Consider the following 16,625-nt stretch of genomic DNA (forward strand, 5'->3'; position numbering starts at 1 on the left):
GCGGCCGACGTGGTGGCGGGTAATACCGGCCTGCTCGTGCTGGCCGTGCTGCTGGTGCTCGCGGCGGGCGCGTTCGCGGGCGCGGACGCCGCGCTGGGCACGGTGTCGCGTGCGCGCGTCGAGGCGTTGCAGCGGCAGGGGCGCAGCGGCACCCGGCAGTTGATCGCGCTGCTGGCCGACCGGCCGCGGCACGTGAACCTGCTGCTGTTGCTGCGGCTGGGCTGCGAGCTGGCGGCGACCGTGCTGGTGACGGTGGTGTGCTTCCGGCTGATCGCGACCGGGTGGGTGGCCATGCTGGTCGCGGGCCTGAGCATGCTGGTCGTGTCGTACGTGCTGGTGGGCGTGGGTCCGCGCACGATCGGCAGGCAGCACCCGTACGCGGTGAGCCTGGTGGCGGCGGGGCCGATCCGGGTGCTCGGCCGCGTGCTGGGCCCGCTGAGCAAGTTGCTGATCCTGGTCGGCAACGCGATCACCCCGGGCAAGGGGTTCCGCGAGGGCCCGTTCTCGTCCGAGGTGGAGCTGCGCGAGCTGGTCGACATGGCGCAGGAGCGCGGCGTGGTCGACGAGGGCGAGCGGGAGATGATCCACTCGGTCTTCGAGCTGGGCGACACGATCGCGCGCGAGGTGATGGTGCCGCGCACGGAGATCGTGTGGATCGAGTCGACGAAGTCGATCCGGCAGGCGTTGGCGCTGTCGCTGCGGACCGGGTACACGCGGGTGCCGGTGATCGGGGAGAGCGTCGACGACATCGTCGGCGTGGTGAACCTGAAGGACCTGGTGCGGCTGACGCTGGCCGAGGAGCCGAACGGCGTGTCGGTGGCGGACGTGATGAAGCCGGCGTCGTTCATCCCGGACTCGAAGCCGATCGCGGACCTGCTGCGGGAGATGCAGCTGTCCCGCAACCACCTGGCGGTGGTGGTGGACGAGTACGGCGGCACGGCGGGCCTGCTGACGATCGAGGACATCCTGGAGGAGATCGTCGGCGAGATCACCGACGAGTCCGACACGGAGGACCGGCCGCCGGTGGAGCACCTGGCCGACGGGTCGGTGCGGGTGAGCGCGCGGCTGCCGGTCGACGACCTGGACGCGGTGTTCGGCACGCAGTTGGACGACCACGAGGTGGAGACCGTGGGCGGTCTGCTGGCGCAGCGGCTGGGCCGCGTGCCGCTGCCGGGCACGGAGGCGGAGATCGCGGGCCTGCGGATGCGGGCCGAGGGCGGCAAGGACGAACGCGGGCGGGTGCGCATCACGACGGTGCTGGTCCGCCCGGCGCCCAGGGACGACGACGAGGGGGAACCCGGTGAGTGAGCTCGACCCCGAGGACCTGAAGATCATCACGCTGGCCCGGTCGGCGCGGGCGCGCACCGGTGCGGCGGAGGGCGCGGCGGTCCGGGACACCGACGGCCGGACGTACGCGGCGACCACGGTCGCGCTGCCGTCGCTGCGGCTGACCGCGTTGCAGGCGGCGGTCGCGGCGGCCGTGTCCAGCGGCGCGGAGGGCCTGGAGGCGGCGGCGGTCGTGACGGCGGCCGAGGCGGTGGACGAGGCGTCGGTGTCGGCGGTGCGCGACCTGTCGGCGGGCGCCCGGGTGCTGCGGGCGGACGGGGCGGGCGCGCTCCGGGAGACCGTGTAGTGCGTGACTACGTCACGGTGTGCCGCGGGTGCTGCTGCGGCACGGTGAAGAAGCACCCGGACTACGACCACGAGGAGCAGGTGCGCCGGTTGACGGCGCTCGCGGCGGCGTCGGGCGACCGGCTGCGGGTGCGCACGGCGGACTGCCTGGACGCGTGCGAGCACTCGAACGTGGTCGTGGTGAAGCCGCGCGGGCACAAGCCGGTGTGGCTGGGGTTCGTGCTCCAGGACGCGACGATGGACGACCTGGAGCGCTGGCTGACCGAGGGCGGCCCGATGCCGGCGGCGCTGGAGCTGAACCGGATCGAGCCGCCCGCCCAGCGCGCCTAGAGCAGGACGCCGGTGAGCGGTGGGGCGACGAGCGGAGGGCGGCGGGGAGAGGGCCGGCCGGGCGCGTCCGACGGGCACGGGGACAATGGGGGGATGGATGGTTACCGCTCCGGGTTCGCGTGCTTCGTCGGCCGCCCCAACGCAGGCAAGTCGACGTTGACCAACGCTCTGGTCGGGACCAAGGTCGCGATCACCTCCAGCAAGCCGCAGACCACCCGGCACACCATCCGGGGCATCGTGCACCGCGAGGACGGCCAGCTGGTCCTCGTCGACACCCCCGGCCTGCACCGCCCGCGCACCCTGCTCGGCCAGCGCCTCAACGACCTGGTCCGCGAGACCTGGTCGGAGGTGGACGTGGTCGGGTTCTGCGTGCCCGCCGACCAGAAGGTCGGCCCCGGCGACAAGTTCATCGCGGCCGAGCTGGAGAAGATCGCCAGGCGCACGCCCGTGATCGGCATCGTCACCAAGACGGACCTGGTGGGCCAGCAGCAGGTCGCCGAGCAGCTGCTCGCGCTCCAGAAGGTGATGGACTTCGCCGACTTCATCCCGGTGTCCGCGGTGGACGGCTACCAGGTGGACGCGCTGGCCGACCTGCTGGTCGGCAAGATGCCGGAGGGCCCGGCGCTGTACCCGGACGGTGAGCTGACCGACGAGCCGGAGCAGACGCTGGTCGCCGAGCTGATCCGCGAGGCCGCCCTGGAGGGCGTGCGGGACGAGCTGCCGCACTCGATCGCGGTCGTGGTGGAGGAGATGCTGCCCCGCGAGGGCCGCGACGACCTGGTGGACATCCACGCGAACGTGTTCGTGGAGCGCCCCAGCCAGAAGGCGATCATCCTCGGCCACCGGGGCGAGCGGCTCAAGCAGGTGGGCATCACCTCGCGCCGCCAGATCGAGAAGCTGCTGGGCACGCGCGTGTACCTGGACCTGCACATCAAGATCGCCAAGGACTGGCAGCGCGACCCGAAGCAGCTGCGCCGACTGGGGTTCTAGGTGGCGAACCTCTACCGGGACACCGGTGTGGTGCTCCGGGTGCAGAAGCTCGGCGAGGCCGACCGCATCATCACCCTGCTCACCCAGAAGCACGGCAAGGTGCGCGCGGTCGCCAAGGGCGTGCGGCGCACCTCGTCCCGCTTCGGCGCGCGGCTGGAGCCGTTCGGGCACGTCGACGTGCAGTTCTACCCGGGCCGGTCGCTGGACGTGGTGACCCAGGTGCAGACGCTGGACGCGTTCGGCGTGGACCTGGTGGACGACTACCAGCGGTACACGGCGGCGTGCGCGGTGCTGGAGACGGCCGACCGCCTCACCGCCGAGGAGGGCGAACCCGTCCTGCGGCTGTACCTGCTGGTCACGGGCGCGCTGCGGGCGTTGGCGGCGAAGGAGCGCGACCCGTCGCTGGTGCTCGACGCGTTCCTGATGCGGGCGATGGCGTTCGCCGGGTGGGCGCCCGCCGTGGACGAGTGCGCGCGCTGCGGCGACCCCGGTCCGCACCGGGCGTTCAACGTGCACGCGGGCGGCCTGGTGTGCCCCCGGTGCAAGCCGCCGGGCAGCGCCCAGCCGTCCGCGGACACGCTGGGCCTGCTCAGCGCGCTGCTGCACGGGCGGTGGGACGCGGTGGACGCCATCCCGACGACCGCCCGCCGCGACGCGAGCGGCCTGGTCGCCGCGCACCTCCAGTGGCACCTGGAACGGCAGCTGCGCTCGTTGCCCTTGGTCGAGCGCAAGGCCCAACCCGCCGACGGTTAGGCTCGCCCGGCTCCACCCGCGCACCCCCGGAAGGACAGCCATGCTTCGCCGACGGCGGGCCGAGCGCGTCGCGCGCGCTCACCGACCCCCGGAACCGCACCCCACCGGCGCCACGCCGCCGAAGATCCCGACCGAGTTCGTGCCGCGGCACATCGCGATCGTGATGGACGGCAACGGCCGGTGGGCGAACCAGCGCGGCCTGTCCCGCATCGAGGGGCACAAGCGCGGCGAGGCCGTGGTGGTCGAGGCGGCCAAGGGCGCCATCGAGATGGGCGTGAAGTGGCTGTCGCTGTACGCGTTCTCCACGGAGAACTGGCGGCGCAGCCCCGAGGAGGTGCGCTTCCTCATGGGCTTCAGCCGCGACGTGATCCACCACCGCACCGACGAGCTGGACGAGCTGGGCGTGCGGGTGCGCTGGGCGGGCCGCCGGCCCCGGCTGTGGCGCAGCGTCATCAAGGAGCTGGAGGTCGCCGAGGAGCGCACGAAGGACAACGACGTGCTGAACCTCGCGATGTGCATCAACTACGGCGGGCGCGCCGAGGTGGGCGACGCGGCGCGGGAGATCGCGCGGCTGGCCGCCGCCGGGAAGATCAACCCGGAGAAGGTCGACGAGCGCACCGTCGCGAAGTACCTGTACCAGCCGGACATGCCGGACGTGGACCTGTTCATCCGCCCGTCGGGCGAGCAGCGCACGTCGAACTTCATGCTGTGGCAGTCGGCGTACGCGGAGCTGGTGTTCCAGGACATCCTGTGGCCCGACTTCGACCGCCTGGACCTGTGGCGCGCCTGCGAGGCGTACGCCATGCGAGACCGGCGCTTCGGCGGCGCCGTGGACAAGCCCGACGCGGAGCCCGAGGAGGGCGAGTGACCGAGCAGGACGCCGACCAGGACACCGACCAGGACGCCAAGGTGACCGCGGAGCTGCTGACCGCGGCGCGCGAGGCGCTGGAGCTGTTCCACGAGGTGCACGTCGACGACGACGGGGCGCTGAGCTTCCGGCACGGCGAGGTGCCGTGCGCGGTGCAGGCGATGCGGCTGGCCGACGGCCTGACCGTGCTCAGCCTGACCTGCGTGGTGGCGTGGGACCTGCCCGCCGACCCGAACCTGTCCGTGTCGGCCGCCGAACGCGCGGGCCAGGGCCTGTTCGGCACGCTCGGCGTGGTCTACACCGAACGCGGCATGGACGTGACGTTGCGCTACGCGTTCCCCGCCGAGGGACTCAAGCCCGAGCCGCTCAGCACCCTGCTGATGCTGGTCGTGTCCACCGCCTCGCAGCTGCGCAACGAGCTGCTGGCCGGAGCCGGGGACGGTGCCTGACGTGGCCGGTGTGATCGTGTACGAGCCCGACGACGAGAGCGACGTCGAGGGCCTGCCGTGGGCCGTCACGTTCGAGGCGTCGGCGGGTGACGAGTGGGCGTCGTTCGTGTGCGGCCCGTACGAGCGCGACGAGGCCGTGCGGCTGGCGGAGGACGTCGTCGCCGCGGGGCAGGGCGTGACCGCCGTCGTGGAGCCGCTGCTGCCGGTCACCGAGGCGGCCGACGTGCTGGCGACGATCGCCGAGCTGCGCGAGGAAGCGGACGACGCGGAGTAGCGGGGCCGCCCGTCCGCCACCTCCACCGGCGTGACGACTGCGAACGTGTCGGACGCACAGAGGATCGACGCACACGCGATGCCGTTCCGCGACGGGAGCGGGAGCCTCCGGCGGTTCCTGACCGACACCCCGGCCGGTCAGCGCCACACTCGCGCGTCGAGGACCACGTGGCCGGTGTCGTAGGTGGCCAGGTCGGCTTCCTTCACCGTGACGGTGGCGGGGTGCCCGTCGGAGGTCGCGAAGCAGTACCGGAGACCGGGGCTGGTGGCGAAGACGGGGTCCGCACGCGGTTCGGCGGCGAGGGTGTCGGCGCACCACCGACCTGCTTCCGACGGCGGACCGGTGTAGGGGTGCACGCCGCCGCTGTTGGACCTGAGCAGGTTGAACTGGTCCAGGTGCACGTCGAACGGACCGGATGCGCCGGCGGCCCGCTGCCCCTCCGTCTGCCCGATGTCCAGGTCGAGGGCGGTGCCGCGCTCCAGCCGTACCTCCAGCCCGTCCGACGGGGGCGCGGCGGGCCCGGAGGTGCGCGCGGGTGCGGAGGTCCGCGTGGAGGTGGCGGGCAGCGGGTCCGCGCTTCCCGGTCGCCCCGTGCCCTCCACCTGGTAGGCGGTCGCGTCGGTCCTCGTGGTCAGCGCCACGACCAGGACCACGGCGGTCACCAGCGCCAGGCCGAGCACGGCGAGCGCGACGACGCCCCAGCGCTCCCGGTTGCCGTGGTCGATCCGCCCGATCGTGCGCGCCTGGACGTTCAGGTCTCCCCGGACCTGCCCGCTCATGTCGTTCCGGTGGTCTCCGTGCGCGTCGATGCGGTGATCCTTCCGCGCCCCGGGACGTGTCTGTAGGCATATATGCGGTCGTGAGCTGCTCTGGCATCATGTCGAAAGTGACAATCACTGGCGAAATCCGAGGGTCGCGCCCGCGGTCCGGGCCGCCGCGGTGGAGGATCACGTCGCTGGAAGTGCTGTGCGGGGTGCTCGTGCTCGCGCTGCTGCTCCAGGACTGGCTGGTCGGGGTGCTGGACGTGCCGGTGCTGCGCACCGCGTCCACGGTCTTCGTCGCCGTGTGCGTGCAGGCCCTGCCGTTCCTCGTCCTCGGCGTGCTGATCAGCGGCGCCATCGCGGCGTTCGTCCCGGCGAGCGCCCTGCGCCGGGCGCTGCCGCGCCGCACCGCGCTGGCCGTGCCGGTGGCCGGGGTCGCGGGGGTCGCGCTGCCGGGCTGCGAGTGCGCGTCCGTGCCCGTCGCGCGCCGGTTGATGCAGCAGGGCGTGGCGCCGGCGGTGGCGTTGTCGTTCCTGCTCGCCGCGCCCGCGGTGAACCCGATCGTGCTGGTGTCCACGGCCGTGGCGTTCCGGGACGCGCCGATGATGGTCCCGGCGCGGTTCGCCGGGTCGCTGCTCACGGCGATGGTCATGGGGTGGCTGTGGACGAGGTTCGGCAAGGCCGACTGGATCGCCGAGCGGGCCCTGCGCCGGCTGCCGGACCACGACGGCCGCAACCGCTGGCTGGTGTTCGCCGAGACCGCGCGGCACGACCTGGTCGACGCGGGTGGGTTCCTCGTGCTCGGCGGCGTGTTCGCGGCGGCGTTCAACGTGCTGGTGCCCGCCTCGTGGTTGGAGACCCTCGGCGGTCAGCTGGTGCTGGCGGTGCTGGTGCTGGCGCTGCTGGCGGTGGTGCTGGCGCTGTGCAGCGAGGCCGACGCGTTCGTCGCGGTCTCCATGTCGGCGCTGCCGCTGCTGCCGCGCCTGGTGTTCCTGGTGGTCGGCCCGGCGGTCGACGTGAAGCTCATCGCGCTCCAGTCGGGCGCGTTCGGCAAGGCCTTCGCGGCGCGCTTCGCCCCGGCCACGTTCGTGGTGGCGATCGCGTCGGCCCTGGCGGCCGGAGCGGTGTTCCTGTGAGAGGTGCGACCCGTGAGGGGCGAGAGCCATGAGGCGTGAGACGCAGAACATCCTGCTGGTGCTGCTCGGCGGTGCCCTGCTCAAGCTGGCGTTCAGCGGCACCTACCTGCGCTACGTGAAGGAGTCGCTGCAACCCTGGCTCGTCGTCACCGGCGCGGTCATGGTCGTGCTGGCGCTCGTCGCGATCGTCCGCGACGTCCGGGCCGGGCAGCGGCAGGACCAGGGGCATGAGGAGGAGCAGGGGCACGAGCCGGGCCACGACGATCACGAGCACGGGTCGTCGCGCAGCCCCTGGATGCTGCTGCTGCCGGTGCTCGCGGTGTTCCTGATCAGCCCGCCGGCGCTCGGCGCGGACGTGGTCAACCGGTCCGACCGCAACACCGTCCAGGAGGGGCAGGCGTCGAGCGGGTTCGCGCCGCTGCCCCCGGACGAGGTGGTGCCGCTGACCATCGGCGAGTTCGTCACCCGCACCGCGTGGGACGACTCGGGCTCCCTCGACGACCGCACGGTGCGGCTCACCGGGTTCGTGGTGCGCAAGGACGGCGACGTGTTCGTGGCGCGCCTGACCATCTCCTGCTGCGCCGCCGACGCCTCACCGGTGAAGGCGAAGCTGGTCGGCCGGGACTTCGCGGCGCTGGCCGACGACCAGTGGGTCGAGGTCACCGGGCGCGTCGTGCCGGGCTCGGCGACCAAGGAGACGAAGTGGGTGCCGACGTTCAGCGTCTCGCAGGTCGTGCCGGTGCCGCAGCCGGAGGACACCTACGAGGGCTGAGCTAGGACGTCGCCGCCTTGTCGCAGCACTCCCGGCACGTGCCGAAGATCTCCACGGTGTGGCTGACCTCGACGAACCCGTTCTCGGCGGCGACGCGGTCGGCCCACTTCTCCACCGCCGGGCCCTCGACCTCGACCGTGCGGCCGCACCTGCGGCACACCAGGTGGTGGTGGTGATGGGCCGAGCAGCGGCGGTAGATGGCCTCGCCGGTGTCGGTGCGCAGCACGTCGACCTCGCCGGCGTCGGCCAGCGACTGGAGGGTGCGGTAGACGGTGGTCAGGCCGATGCCCTCGCCGCGCTTGCGCAGTTCCTCGTGCAGCTCCTGGGCGGAGCGGAACTCGCCGAGCGAGTCGAGCAGCTTGGACACCGCGGTGCGCTGCTTCGTCGAACGCAGCCCGGGTACCGCGGTGGTCGGGCGCTCGCTAGTGGTCACATCTCCTCCGTCCGGGTGGTCCGGTCGGCCTCGTTGATACCACGCGGACCTTCGTCGACGTGGGTCACCGCGTCGACCACGATGTGCGCGAGGTGCTCGTCGACGAGCCGGTAGACGACCTCGCGGCCGTGCCGCTCGCCGTGCACCACGCCCGCGGCCTTGAGCACGCGCAGGTGTTGGCTGATCAGCGGCTGCGCCACCCCCAGCGCCTCGACCAGTTCGTGCACGCACCGGTCCGCCTCGCGAAGCTGGAGCACGATGGCGATCCGCACCGGCGCGGCGAGCGCCCTGAGCAGCTCGCCCGCGGCGGACAGGGTGCGCGCCGGTTTGGGTGGCGCGGGCTCGGGCACGACGCGCTCAGCCGAGTGGACGTGCTCGCCCCTGACCCCGACCGTCACGTCGCCTCCACGGTGATATGGATTTTCACCACCGATACTACGGCGCTAGAGCACCGAAACGGCGATGAGCACCAGTACGGCCAGCACGAGCACCCGCAGGACGCGCCCGGAGGGCGCCAGCAGCGGCCACGTCACGGCCAGCAGCACCGCCACGCCGGCCGCCAGCACGCCCAGCAGCGCGGCCCCCACCGCGCCCCGGAGCCACACGCCCAGCCCGAACAGCACGAGGACCAGCAGGAACGCCGCCGGCGCGGGCACCCGCGCGAGGGGTCCGGCGCCGGGGATCAGGGTCCGCTTGGAGTCACCAGCCACCGTGGCATCCTTGCACCGTGCTGCTCGTGTGCCGCTTCACCGTCCCCGAAGCCTCCGTCGCGGACTTCACCGGGCGGGTCGACCGCGCGCTGTCGCTGCTCACCGCCCAGCCCGGCTGCCGGCGTGCGCAGCTGTCCCGGTCCACCGACGAGGCCGACCGCTTCGTGCTGACCGTCGAGTTCGACTCGGTGGTCGCCTACCGGCGGGCGATGTCGCCGTTCGAGGTGCGGGAGCACGTCGTGCCGCTGCTGTCGGAGGCCAACGCCGACGAACCGGCCGCCTACGAGCCGCTGCTGGTCGCCTCGGGCGGCGAGGTGCGGCGCGAGGTGAGCCTGGTCGCGCAGGACGCGTCCACCGTGCGGCTGGGTGAGGCGGGCGGCCCGGCGACCCCGCGCTAGTCGGTACTACCCTGGCGTCCCCGTTCAGCGTCTCCCGATGGAGAGTCCGTGGCAGCCGATCGCGTCGAGACCGTCGTCAGCCTCTGCAAGCGCCGGGGGTTCGTCTACCCGTGCGGCGAGATCTACGGGGGCACGCGGTCGGCTTGGGACTACGGCCCGCTGGGCGTGGAGCTGAAGGAGAACGTCAAGCGGCAGTGGTGGAACCAGGTCGTCCGGGGCCGCGAGGACGTCGTGGGCCTGGACTCGTCGGTGATCCTGCCGCGCGAGGTGTGGGTGGCGTCCGGTCACGTCGAGGCGTTCGTCGACCCGCTGGTCGAGTGCACCGCGTGCCACCGGCGGTTCCGGCAGGACACCCTGGTCGAGGAGCACGCCGAGCGAACCGGGGAGCCCGCGGCCGACCTGTCCGGCGTGCCGTGCCCGCACTGCGGGGTCGTGGGCCGCTACACCGACCCGAGGATGTTCAACGGGCTGCTCAAGACCCACCTCGGCCCGGTCGAGACCGACGAGGGCCTGCGGTACCTGCGCCCGGAGACCGCGCAGGGCATCTTCACGAACTTCCTCAACGTGCAGACCACGTCGCGCCGCAAGCCGCCGTTCGGCATCGGCCAGATCGGCAAGAGCTTCCGCAACGAGATCACGCCGGGCAACTTCATCTTCCGCACCCGCGAGTTCGAGCAGATGGAGCTGGAGTTCTTCGTCGAGCCGGGCACCGACGAGGAGTGGCACCGGTACTGGATCGACGAGCGCACCCGCTGGTACACCGACCTGGGCATCTCGAAGGAGAACCTGCGGCACCACGAGCACCCGCGGGAGAAGCTGTCGCACTACTCGAAGCGGACCGTGGACATCGAGTACCGATTCGGGTTCGGCGGCCAGGAGTGGGGCGAGCTGGAGGGCGTCGCCAACCGCGCCGACTACGACCTGACCACGCACTCGAACCACTCGGGCGTGGACCTGTCGTACTTCGACCAGGCGACCAACTCCCGCTACCGCCCGTTCGTCATCGAGCCGGCGGCGGGCGTGGGCCGGCCGATGATGGCGTTCCTGCTGGACGCCTACGGCGAGGACGAGGCGCCCAACGCCAAGGGCGGCGTGGACAAGCGCGTCGTGCTGCGCCTGGACCGCAGGCTCGCGCCGGTGAAGGCCGCCGTGCTGCCGCTGTCGCGCAACGCCGACCTGTCGCCCAAGGCCCGGGACCTGGCCGACGCCCTGCGCCGGAACTGGAACATCGAGTTCGACGACGCGGGCGCCATCGGCCGCCGCTACCGGCGGCAGGACGAGATCGGCACCCCGTTCTGCGTGACGGTCGACTTCGACTCGCTGACCGACCACGCGGTCACCGTGCGGGAGCGGGACACGATGTCGCAGGAACGGGTGTCGATGGACCAGTTGGAGGGCTACCTGGCGGCCCGGCTGGTCGGCGCCTGACCTGGTTCACCCGTTCGTGCCGGCGATCCGCCGCGCGCCCGGCTGTGGATCTTGACTACGGTCCGTGCGTTTCGACCACGCACAGCGAACGAGGACCGTCGATGCCCGCTCACCCCGACCACACCGCCTGGCCCGGCCAGGAGGGCCTGGAGCGGATGACCGCCCTGCCGCACGTCGCCACCCTGGGCACGGAGGACCACGCGTCGGGGGAGGAGCTGCTGGCCCGGCTCGCCCCCGGCCGGGTGTTCATGATGGGCGACAACCCGGCCCTGCCGCCGATGCCGGCGCGCCCGACCCTGGCGGACTTCTTCCGCCTGCGCCTGGACCCGTTCACCGCCCGCCACATGCTGCACAGCGCCCGCCGCGCCCGCGACCTCGGCCTGGACGAGCCGGTCGTGCTGGCCTGCCTGCTGCACGACATCGCCGTGGGCGGCCTGCTGCGCAGCCACCACGGGCACTGGGGCGCGCAGCTGGTGGCGCCGTACGTGTCCGAGGAGGTGGCCTGGGCCGTCCGCCAGCACGAGGTCCTGCGGTTCTTCGCCGACCCGTCCGTCGGCTACGACTACCCGGACGCCTACGACGCGTTCTTCGGCCCCGACTACGCCCCGCCCGCGCACGTCCGCGACGCCTACCGCGAGGTCCGCGCGCACCGCTGGTACATGAGCGCCCGCCTGGTCACGATCAACGACGTCTACACGTTCCAGGACGACGACGGCGTCGACTTCGCCGAGTTCGAGGACGTCGTCGGCCGCCACTTCAGGCAGCCCGCCGAGGGCCTGGGCTTCGACGGCTCGCCCGTGGCCCACATGTGGCGCACGATGATCTGGCCCAACAACTTCCTGTAGCGGGCGCTAGGGTCCGCGGCCATGACCTGGCTGGCCGACACCCGCGCCTCCTACGACACCGTCGCGGACGGCTACGCCGACCTGCTGCGCGATGCCCTCGCCGACGCGCCGCACCAGCGCGCCGCGCTGGCCGCGTTCGCCGACCTGGTGCGCGCGGCGGGTGGCGGACCGGTCGCGGACGTGGGCTGCGGACCGGGCCGGCTCACCGCCCACCTGCACGGGCTGGGTCTGGACGCCTTCGGGGTCGACCTGTCGCCCGCGATGGTCGCCGTGGCCCGGCGCGACCACCCCCGGCTGCGGTTCGACGTCGGCTCGATGACCGACCTCGACCTGCCCGACGGCTCGGTGGCGGGCCTGCTCGCCTGGTTCTCGCTCATCCACGTGCCCGACGACGAGGTCCCGGGCGTGCTGGCGCACTTCCGGCGGGTGCTGCGCCCGGGCGGTCCGCTGCTGCTCGGCTTCTACGTCGGTGACAGGACGCACCTCAAGACCGAGGGCTACGGCGGGCACCCCATGCGCGTCCACGTCCACCACCGCCCGCCCGAGCGGGTGGAGGTGTGGCTGCGCGGCGCGGGCTTCGAGGTGGAGGTGCGGACCCTGCTCGACCCGTACCGGGAGTTCCCCGGGGCGATCCTCTTCGCACGCCGCGCCTAAGCGGGCGACAGACGGGTGACCAGGCGTGCCAGTTCGGCGGCCACGTCGACGTCGAGCAGCCGCAGCTTGCGCTCCGCCGCCTCGCGGACCACGTCGATGAACAGCGGTTCGTACCAGGGCAGCAGCACCCACATCTCGACGCTGCTGTCGAGCCTGCGCAGCTCCTTCAGCCGCCACAGGCCGTAGGACGGCCGCGGGTCGAGCACCAGGCGACGGGCGGCGTCCACGGCACCGTGGTCGGCGACCATCCCCTGGAAGACCTTCGCGTCGTAGCCGAGGCGCGCCAGTTCGGCGATGCCCCGCGCCATGTCGCCGGCGAACCGCCGGGCCAGGTCCTCGGAGGAAGTGTCCACACCCCTGGATCGCCGCGACGGGCCCGCGCGTTGCTAATGGGCCCGCGCGTTGCTACCGGGCCCGGTGCTCGGAGGGGCTGACGCCGCGTTCCCGCTTGAACGCCGTCGACAGCGCGAACGCCGTGCTGTAGCCGACCTGCCGGGCGACGGACGCCACGGTCGCGGACGGCTCGCGCAGCAGGTCGGCGGCCAGCGACAGGCGCCAGTCGGTCAGGTAGGCCATCGGCGGCTCGCCGACCAGTTCGGTGAACCGCCGCGCCAGGGAGGCCCGGGACGCGCCGACCGCGTCGGCCAGCGAACCGACCGTCCACGGGTGCGCGGGGTCGGCGTGCAGCAGGTGCAGCGCCCGCCCCACGACGGGGTCGGCGTGCGCCGAGTACCAGGCGGGCGGGTTGGCCTCGGGGCGGCAGAACCAGGCCCGCAGCACGGAGATGAGCAGCAGGTCCAGCAGGCGGTCCAGGACGGCCTCCTGACCGGGCAGGTCGCGGGTGACCTCCTCGGCCAGCAGCGGCACGACGGGCAGGTCGGAGCGCGGCACCACCAGCCACTGGGGCAGCGCCGACAGCAGCCGCCGGCTCACCTCGCCGTCGACCTGGTAGGTGCCGCTGAGCAGCACGACCGGCCCGTCCGGGCCCGACCCCCACGTGCGCACGCCCCGACACCACTGGTCGCACAGCTCGACGCCGTCGGGCGTGGTGCTGGTCTCGCCGGGGTGCACGACCGCCTGCACGGGGGTGGCGGGGTCGTCGGCCAGCCCGTACGCCTCGGGGCCGCGCAGCACGGCGACGTCCCCGGTGCGCAGCCGCACGGGCGGCGCGCCGTCGGGCATCAGCCAGCCGTCCCCGCGCACCACGGCCACCACCGACAGCGGTGCGCGGTCCTGGACGCGCAGCGACCACGGCGGCTCCAGGACGGTGCGCAGCAGGAACGCGCCGCGCGCCCGCGGACCGTCCAGCAAACCGGTGAGTGCGTCCACGGGACCAGCCTAGAGACGAACGCGCATGGGTTCGGGCGCTTCGACCATGGAAGCGGGCCTCCCCGCCCGGTTCACTGGGGCGGTGTTCCCCACGGTGACGGTGATCGCGGCCCTGTGCTGCGGGATGATGGCGGGCGTCTTCTTCGCGTTCTCCGCGATGGTGGTGCCGGGGTTGCGCCGGCTCGCGCCCGAGGAGGGCGCCGCCGCGATGCGGTCGGTCAACACCGCGCTGCTCAACCCGGCGTTCCTCGGGCTGTTCCTCGCCACGGCGGCGGTGTCCGCCCTCGCCGCGTTCGAGGGCGACCCGTGGGCGTGGGCGGGCGCGGCGCTGTACCTGCTCGGCGGGCTCGGGCTCACCGCGGTGTTCCACGTCCCGCGCAACGGCGAGCTGGAGCGCCGGCCCGGGTACTGGGCGGCCTACCTGCGCCAGTGGGTGCCCGCCAACCACGTGCGCGCCGTCGCGTCGCTCGCCGCGAGCGCTTCGTTCGCGCTGGCCGCACTCCACTGGTGATCACCCTGGGTAATGGTTCACCGGTTTGATGGAATTTATCGTGAACGATCGAGTGAACATTTCCCGAAGTGGGCAAAAGCGGCTCATCATTAACCTTCACGTCACCCCGTTTTGTGACACTTGACGCAGACGCAGCTCATCGGGGGGTGTCATGGCGCGTGCCGTTGTCGCGGTGATCGCATTGGCGCTCGTCGCCGTCCTCAGCCCATCACCGTTGGATCACGCCCGCGTGGCGCGGGTTGTGCCCGCGACGCACGCGGCGGTCGGCGCGGCGGAGGAGGAACCGCCGCGCGAGGGTCGCGGCACCCCCGAGCACCGTTCCTGGTCGGCCGGGTATTCGCCGGCCAGGAACGTGAAACCGGCTTCGCGCCCGCTCGCCGGCCCGCCGCGCCGGTGGGTGCGCACGAGCACTCCCGCGTTCCTCGGCCGGGGGCGGACCGACCACCTCCGCGAATGGTGCACGCCATCCGCGTTGCAGGTGTTCCGGCACTGACGGACGCCCCACCGCCGCCGTCAACGCACCGTCCGACCGCCGACGAGCGGGAAAGCACGTGGAATTCCCGCAGTCGGGTCGGCACGCCCGCGCCCATTCGCGAAGAGGTCCCCGGAAACGGGTCGCCACCTCGTCCGCGGGCAATCGCCGACCACCTGTCCGCCCGCGCGGACTCACGCACCGTGACCGCTGCCCCGCGGGTGCGCGGCCGGTCCCGCGACATCGAGTCCGGTGAGGTCCTCGCCCACCGGACCGACCTCCTCCAGCCGCTCCAGCGGCTGCCCGAGCTTCCGGAGTCGTCGAGTGAGCACGTACATCGCACCTTCGTCCGCCCCACCGGGGCGGGCGGCATCGTTCTGGCCCGACGTGGGCGCGTCCCTCGTGGTGTTCCTGGTGGCGCTCCCGCTCTGCGTGGGCATCGCCGTCGCCTCGGGCGTGCCAGCGGAACTGGGCGTCATCACCGGAGTGGTCGGCGGCCTCGTCGTCGGCCTGCTGCCCGGCAGCACCATGCAGGTCAGCGGCCCCGCCGCCGGGCTCACCGTGCTGGTGGCCGACGCGGTCGCCGACCACGGACTCGGCGCGCTCGGCCTCATCGTCCTGGGCGCCGGCCTGCTCCAGGTCGCCATGGGCCTGCTGCGCCTGGGCCGCTGGTTCCGCGCCATCTCGCCCGCCGTCGTGCAGGGCATGCTGGCGGGCATCGGCCTCGTGCTGGTCCTCGGCCAGCTCTACCCGTTCGCCGGGCAGGCCCAGCCCGCGACCACCGACGAGAAGTTCGCCGGCCTGGCCGGCCTGGCCACGTCCGCGTCCACCACCGCCGCGGGGCTGAGCGGCGTGGCGGTCGGCGTGCTGACCCTGACCGTGGCGGCGCTGTGGAAGCGGACGCCGCTGCGCGCCGTGCCCGGCATGCTCGTCGCCGTCGTCGTGGCCAGCGCCGTGGCCCTGCTGCTGCCGCTGCCGCGCATCTCGGTCGGCCCGCTGACCGAGGTCGTGGCCCTGGTCGACCTCGGCCTGTTCGACGTGGGCGTGCTGGGCGCGATGCTGACGTTCGCCCTCGTGGCGTCCGCCGAGAGCCTGTTCAGCGCCGCCGCCGTCGACCGCATGCACAGCGGCCCGCGCACCCGGTACGACACCGAGCTGGTCGCGCAGGGCGTCGGCAACACCCTGTGCGGCGTCCTCGGCGCGCTGCCGATGACGGCGGTGATCGTGCGCAGCGCGACCAACGTGGACGCGGGCGCCCGCACCCGCCTGTCCCGCGTGCTGCACGGCGCGTGGCTGCTGCTGTTCGTCGTGCTGCTGCCCGGCGTGCTGTCCTACGTGCCGCTCGCCGTGCTGGCGGCGCTGCTCGTGCAGGCCGGGTGGAAGCTGCTCGACCCGGGCGGCGTGCGGGCGCTGTTCCGCACCGACCGCGCCGAGGCGGCCGTGCTCGTCCTCACCGCGGGCACGATCGTGCTGACCGACCTGCTCACCGGCACCGTCGTCGGCCTGCTCGCGGCCGTGGTGAAGACCGCGTGGGACGTCTCCCGGCTCACCGTCGCGGTCACCGCGCACGGCGAGGACCACCACCACGTGGCGGTGCGCGGCAACGCGACGTTCCTGCGCCTGCCGAGGCTGCTGGAGACCCTGGAGGCCCTCCCGCACGACAGCCGCGTGCGCGTGGACCTCAGCGGCGTCCGCCACCTCGACCAGGCGTGCGGCCAGGCCATCGAGCAGTGGGCCGAGCAGCGCGAGGGGGTGGAGCTGATCCACCCGGCGGCGGACCGCGTCAACTGAGGAAGGCAGCGCTCGCGGAGGACGTCGTGTCCGCGTGCGGTGGCGCCTTCCCCGGAGGCGACCGCCATCCGCAGGGGCACGACGTCGGC

General features: G+C 73.1%; 23 protein-coding genes. 16 read left to right on the top strand and 7 right to left on the bottom strand.

What is annotated here, in order from left to right; genetic code table 11:
• Positions 1-12: 12 nt before the first annotated feature.
• The 8 genes from J2S66_RS35575 to J2S66_RS35610 all read left to right on the top strand — a co-directional run bounded on the left by J2S66_RS35575 (position 13) and on the right by J2S66_RS35610 (position 5,296).
• Complete coding sequence (locus J2S66_RS35575) at positions 13-1,308, top strand: hemolysin family protein (protein WP_310315350.1); 1,296 nt, start codon at positions 13-15, stop codon at positions 1,306-1,308.
• Positions 1,301-1,633 (top strand): cytidine deaminase-like protein, encoded by a 333-nt coding sequence (locus J2S66_RS35580; protein WP_310313784.1) that lies wholly within the window; start codon positions 1,301-1,303, stop codon positions 1,631-1,633. Before J2S66_RS35575 ends, J2S66_RS35580 begins: the two co-directional genes overlap by 8 nt.
• Positions 1,633-1,962, top strand: a complete 330-nt coding sequence (locus tag J2S66_RS35585) for a (2Fe-2S) ferredoxin domain-containing protein (RefSeq protein WP_310313787.1) — start codon at positions 1,633-1,635, stop codon at positions 1,960-1,962. Before J2S66_RS35580 ends, J2S66_RS35585 begins: the two co-directional genes overlap by 1 nt.
• Before the next feature lie 93 nt (positions 1,963-2,055).
• The gene (era, locus tag J2S66_RS35590) at positions 2,056-2,952 is read left to right on the top strand and encodes a GTPase Era (RefSeq protein WP_310313790.1); all 897 of its coding nucleotides are present in this window, start codon (positions 2,056-2,058) and stop codon (positions 2,950-2,952) included.
• Positions 2,953-3,705, top strand: a complete 753-nt coding sequence (gene recO / locus J2S66_RS35595; protein ID WP_310313792.1) for a DNA repair protein RecO — start codon at positions 2,953-2,955, stop codon at positions 3,703-3,705.
• Between the two features lie 40 nt (positions 3,706-3,745).
• A complete protein-coding gene (locus J2S66_RS35600; RefSeq protein WP_310313794.1) occupies positions 3,746-4,573 on the top strand; it encodes an isoprenyl transferase in 828 nt (275 codons plus the stop codon).
• On the top strand, positions 4,570-5,022 hold the full coding sequence (locus tag J2S66_RS35605) for a YbjN domain-containing protein (RefSeq protein WP_310313797.1): 453 nt from the start codon (positions 4,570-4,572) through the stop codon (positions 5,020-5,022). Before J2S66_RS35600 ends, J2S66_RS35605 begins: the two co-directional genes overlap by 4 nt.
• 1 nt (position 5,023) lies before the next feature.
• Positions 5,024-5,296 carry a hypothetical protein gene (locus J2S66_RS35610; RefSeq protein WP_310313800.1) on the top strand — a complete coding sequence of 91 codons (273 nt, stop codon included), beginning with the start codon at positions 5,024-5,026 and terminating at the stop codon, positions 5,294-5,296.
• 137 nt (positions 5,297-5,433) lie between these two features.
• Here the strand turns inward: J2S66_RS35610 and J2S66_RS35615 are convergent, their stop codons facing one another.
• Positions 5,434-6,075, bottom strand: a complete 642-nt coding sequence (locus J2S66_RS35615) for a hypothetical protein (RefSeq protein ID WP_310313804.1) — start codon at positions 6,073-6,075, stop codon at positions 5,434-5,436.
• A gap of 98 nt (positions 6,076-6,173) precedes the next feature.
• Here J2S66_RS35615 and J2S66_RS35620 point away from each other — a divergent pair, with 98 nt between their 5' ends.
• Both J2S66_RS35620 and J2S66_RS35625 read left to right on the top strand, forming a co-directional pair.
• Positions 6,174-7,193 (top strand): permease, encoded by a 1,020-nt coding sequence (locus J2S66_RS35620; protein WP_310313807.1) that lies wholly within the window; start codon positions 6,174-6,176, stop codon positions 7,191-7,193.
• A gap of 28 nt (positions 7,194-7,221) precedes the next feature.
• On the top strand, positions 7,222-7,965 hold the full coding sequence (locus J2S66_RS35625) for a TIGR03943 family putative permease subunit (protein WP_310313810.1): 744 nt from the start codon (positions 7,222-7,224) through the stop codon (positions 7,963-7,965).
• A 1-nt stretch (position 7,966) separates the two neighbouring features.
• Here J2S66_RS35625 and J2S66_RS35630 read toward each other — a convergent pair whose 3' ends face one another.
• From J2S66_RS35630 to J2S66_RS35640, 3 genes are read right to left on the bottom strand one after another with little or no spacing between them, the layout of a single operon-like run.
• Entirely contained in the window at positions 7,967-8,398 is a 432-nt protein-coding gene (locus J2S66_RS35630; RefSeq protein WP_310313812.1) for a Fur family transcriptional regulator, read from the bottom strand.
• The gene (locus J2S66_RS35635; protein WP_306747099.1) at positions 8,395-8,796 is read right to left on the bottom strand and encodes an ArsR/SmtB family transcription factor; all 402 of its coding nucleotides are present in this window, start codon (positions 8,794-8,796) and stop codon (positions 8,395-8,397) included. The genes J2S66_RS35630 and J2S66_RS35635 overlap by 4 nt, the downstream gene beginning before the upstream one ends.
• A gap of 45 nt (positions 8,797-8,841) precedes the next feature.
• Entirely contained in the window at positions 8,842-9,108 is a 267-nt protein-coding gene (locus J2S66_RS35640; RefSeq protein ID WP_310313817.1) for a hypothetical protein, read from the bottom strand.
• A 17-nt stretch (positions 9,109-9,125) separates the two neighbouring features.
• Here J2S66_RS35640 and J2S66_RS35645 point away from each other — a divergent pair, with 17 nt between their 5' ends.
• From J2S66_RS35645 to J2S66_RS35660, 4 genes are all read left to right on the top strand, one after another.
• The gene (locus J2S66_RS35645; RefSeq protein ID WP_310313819.1) at positions 9,126-9,506 is read left to right on the top strand and encodes an antibiotic biosynthesis monooxygenase family protein; all 381 of its coding nucleotides are present in this window, start codon (positions 9,126-9,128) and stop codon (positions 9,504-9,506) included.
• Positions 9,507-9,554: 48 nt separating this feature from the next.
• Complete coding sequence (locus J2S66_RS35650) at positions 9,555-10,934, top strand: glycine--tRNA ligase (RefSeq protein WP_310313822.1); 1,380 nt, start codon at positions 9,555-9,557, stop codon at positions 10,932-10,934.
• Between the two features lie 101 nt (positions 10,935-11,035).
• Positions 11,036-11,779, top strand: coding sequence for an HD domain-containing protein (locus tag J2S66_RS35655; protein ID WP_310313824.1), 744 nt, complete (start codon positions 11,036-11,038; stop codon positions 11,777-11,779).
• Between the two features lie 21 nt (positions 11,780-11,800).
• The gene (locus J2S66_RS35660; protein WP_310313826.1) at positions 11,801-12,433 is read left to right on the top strand and encodes a class I SAM-dependent methyltransferase; all 633 of its coding nucleotides are present in this window, start codon (positions 11,801-11,803) and stop codon (positions 12,431-12,433) included.
• Here J2S66_RS35660 and J2S66_RS35665 read toward each other — a convergent pair.
• Both J2S66_RS35665 and J2S66_RS35670 read right to left on the bottom strand, forming a co-directional pair.
• Positions 12,430-12,786 carry a hypothetical protein gene (locus J2S66_RS35665; RefSeq protein ID WP_310313829.1) on the bottom strand — a complete coding sequence of 119 codons (357 nt, stop codon included), beginning with the start codon at positions 12,784-12,786 and terminating at the stop codon, positions 12,430-12,432. The genes J2S66_RS35660 and J2S66_RS35665 overlap by 4 nt on opposite strands.
• A 52-nt stretch (positions 12,787-12,838) precedes the next feature.
• A complete protein-coding gene (locus J2S66_RS35670; RefSeq protein WP_310313831.1) occupies positions 12,839-13,762 on the bottom strand; it encodes an AraC family transcriptional regulator in 924 nt (307 codons plus the stop codon).
• Positions 13,763-13,844: 82 nt separating this feature from the next.
• On the opposite strand from J2S66_RS35670, the gene J2S66_RS35675 reads away from it, so the two are divergent.
• Positions 13,845-14,273, top strand: a complete 429-nt coding sequence (locus J2S66_RS35675; protein WP_310313834.1) for an anthrone oxygenase family protein — start codon at positions 13,845-13,847, stop codon at positions 14,271-14,273.
• A gap of 666 nt (positions 14,274-14,939) precedes the next feature.
• Here J2S66_RS35675 and J2S66_RS35680 read toward each other — a convergent pair.
• Positions 14,940-15,077, bottom strand: coding sequence for a hypothetical protein (locus tag J2S66_RS35680; protein WP_310313835.1), 138 nt, complete (start codon positions 15,075-15,077; stop codon positions 14,940-14,942).
• On the opposite strand from J2S66_RS35680, the gene J2S66_RS35685 reads away from it, so the two are divergent.
• A complete protein-coding gene (locus J2S66_RS35685; RefSeq protein ID WP_310313836.1) occupies positions 15,070-16,536 on the top strand; it encodes a SulP family inorganic anion transporter in 1,467 nt (488 codons plus the stop codon). The genes J2S66_RS35680 and J2S66_RS35685 overlap by 8 nt on opposite strands.
• The last annotated feature ends 89 nt before the right edge of the window (positions 16,537-16,625 follow it).

The sequence above is a fragment of the Saccharothrix longispora genome, from assembly GCF_031455225.1.
Classification (GTDB): domain Bacteria; phylum Actinomycetota; class Actinomycetes; order Mycobacteriales; family Pseudonocardiaceae; genus Actinosynnema; species Actinosynnema longispora.

Bases quoted from the DNA above. Each gene is read 5' to 3' on its own strand.
- J2S66_RS35660 (WP_310313826.1), top strand. From the start codon at position 11,801: ATGACCTGGCTGGCCGACACCCGCGCCTCCTACGACACCGTCGCGGAC.
- era (WP_310313790.1), top strand. From the start codon at position 2,056: ATGGATGGTTACCGCTCCGGGTTCGCGTGCTTCGTCGGCCGCCCCAAC.
- J2S66_RS35625 (WP_310313810.1), top strand. From the start codon at position 7,222: ATGAGGCGTGAGACGCAGAACATCCTGCTGGTGCTGCTCGGCGGTGCC.
- J2S66_RS35600 (WP_310313794.1), top strand. From the start codon at position 3,746: ATGCTTCGCCGACGGCGGGCCGAGCGCGTCGCGCGCGCTCACCGACCC.
- J2S66_RS35655 (WP_310313824.1), top strand. From the start codon at position 11,036: ATGCCCGCTCACCCCGACCACACCGCCTGGCCCGGCCAGGAGGGCCTG.
- J2S66_RS35620 (WP_310313807.1), top strand. From the start codon at position 6,174: ATGTCGAAAGTGACAATCACTGGCGAAATCCGAGGGTCGCGCCCGCGG.
- J2S66_RS35615 (WP_310313804.1), bottom strand. From the start codon at position 6,075: ATGAGCGGGCAGGTCCGGGGAGACCTGAACGTCCAGGCGCGCACGATC.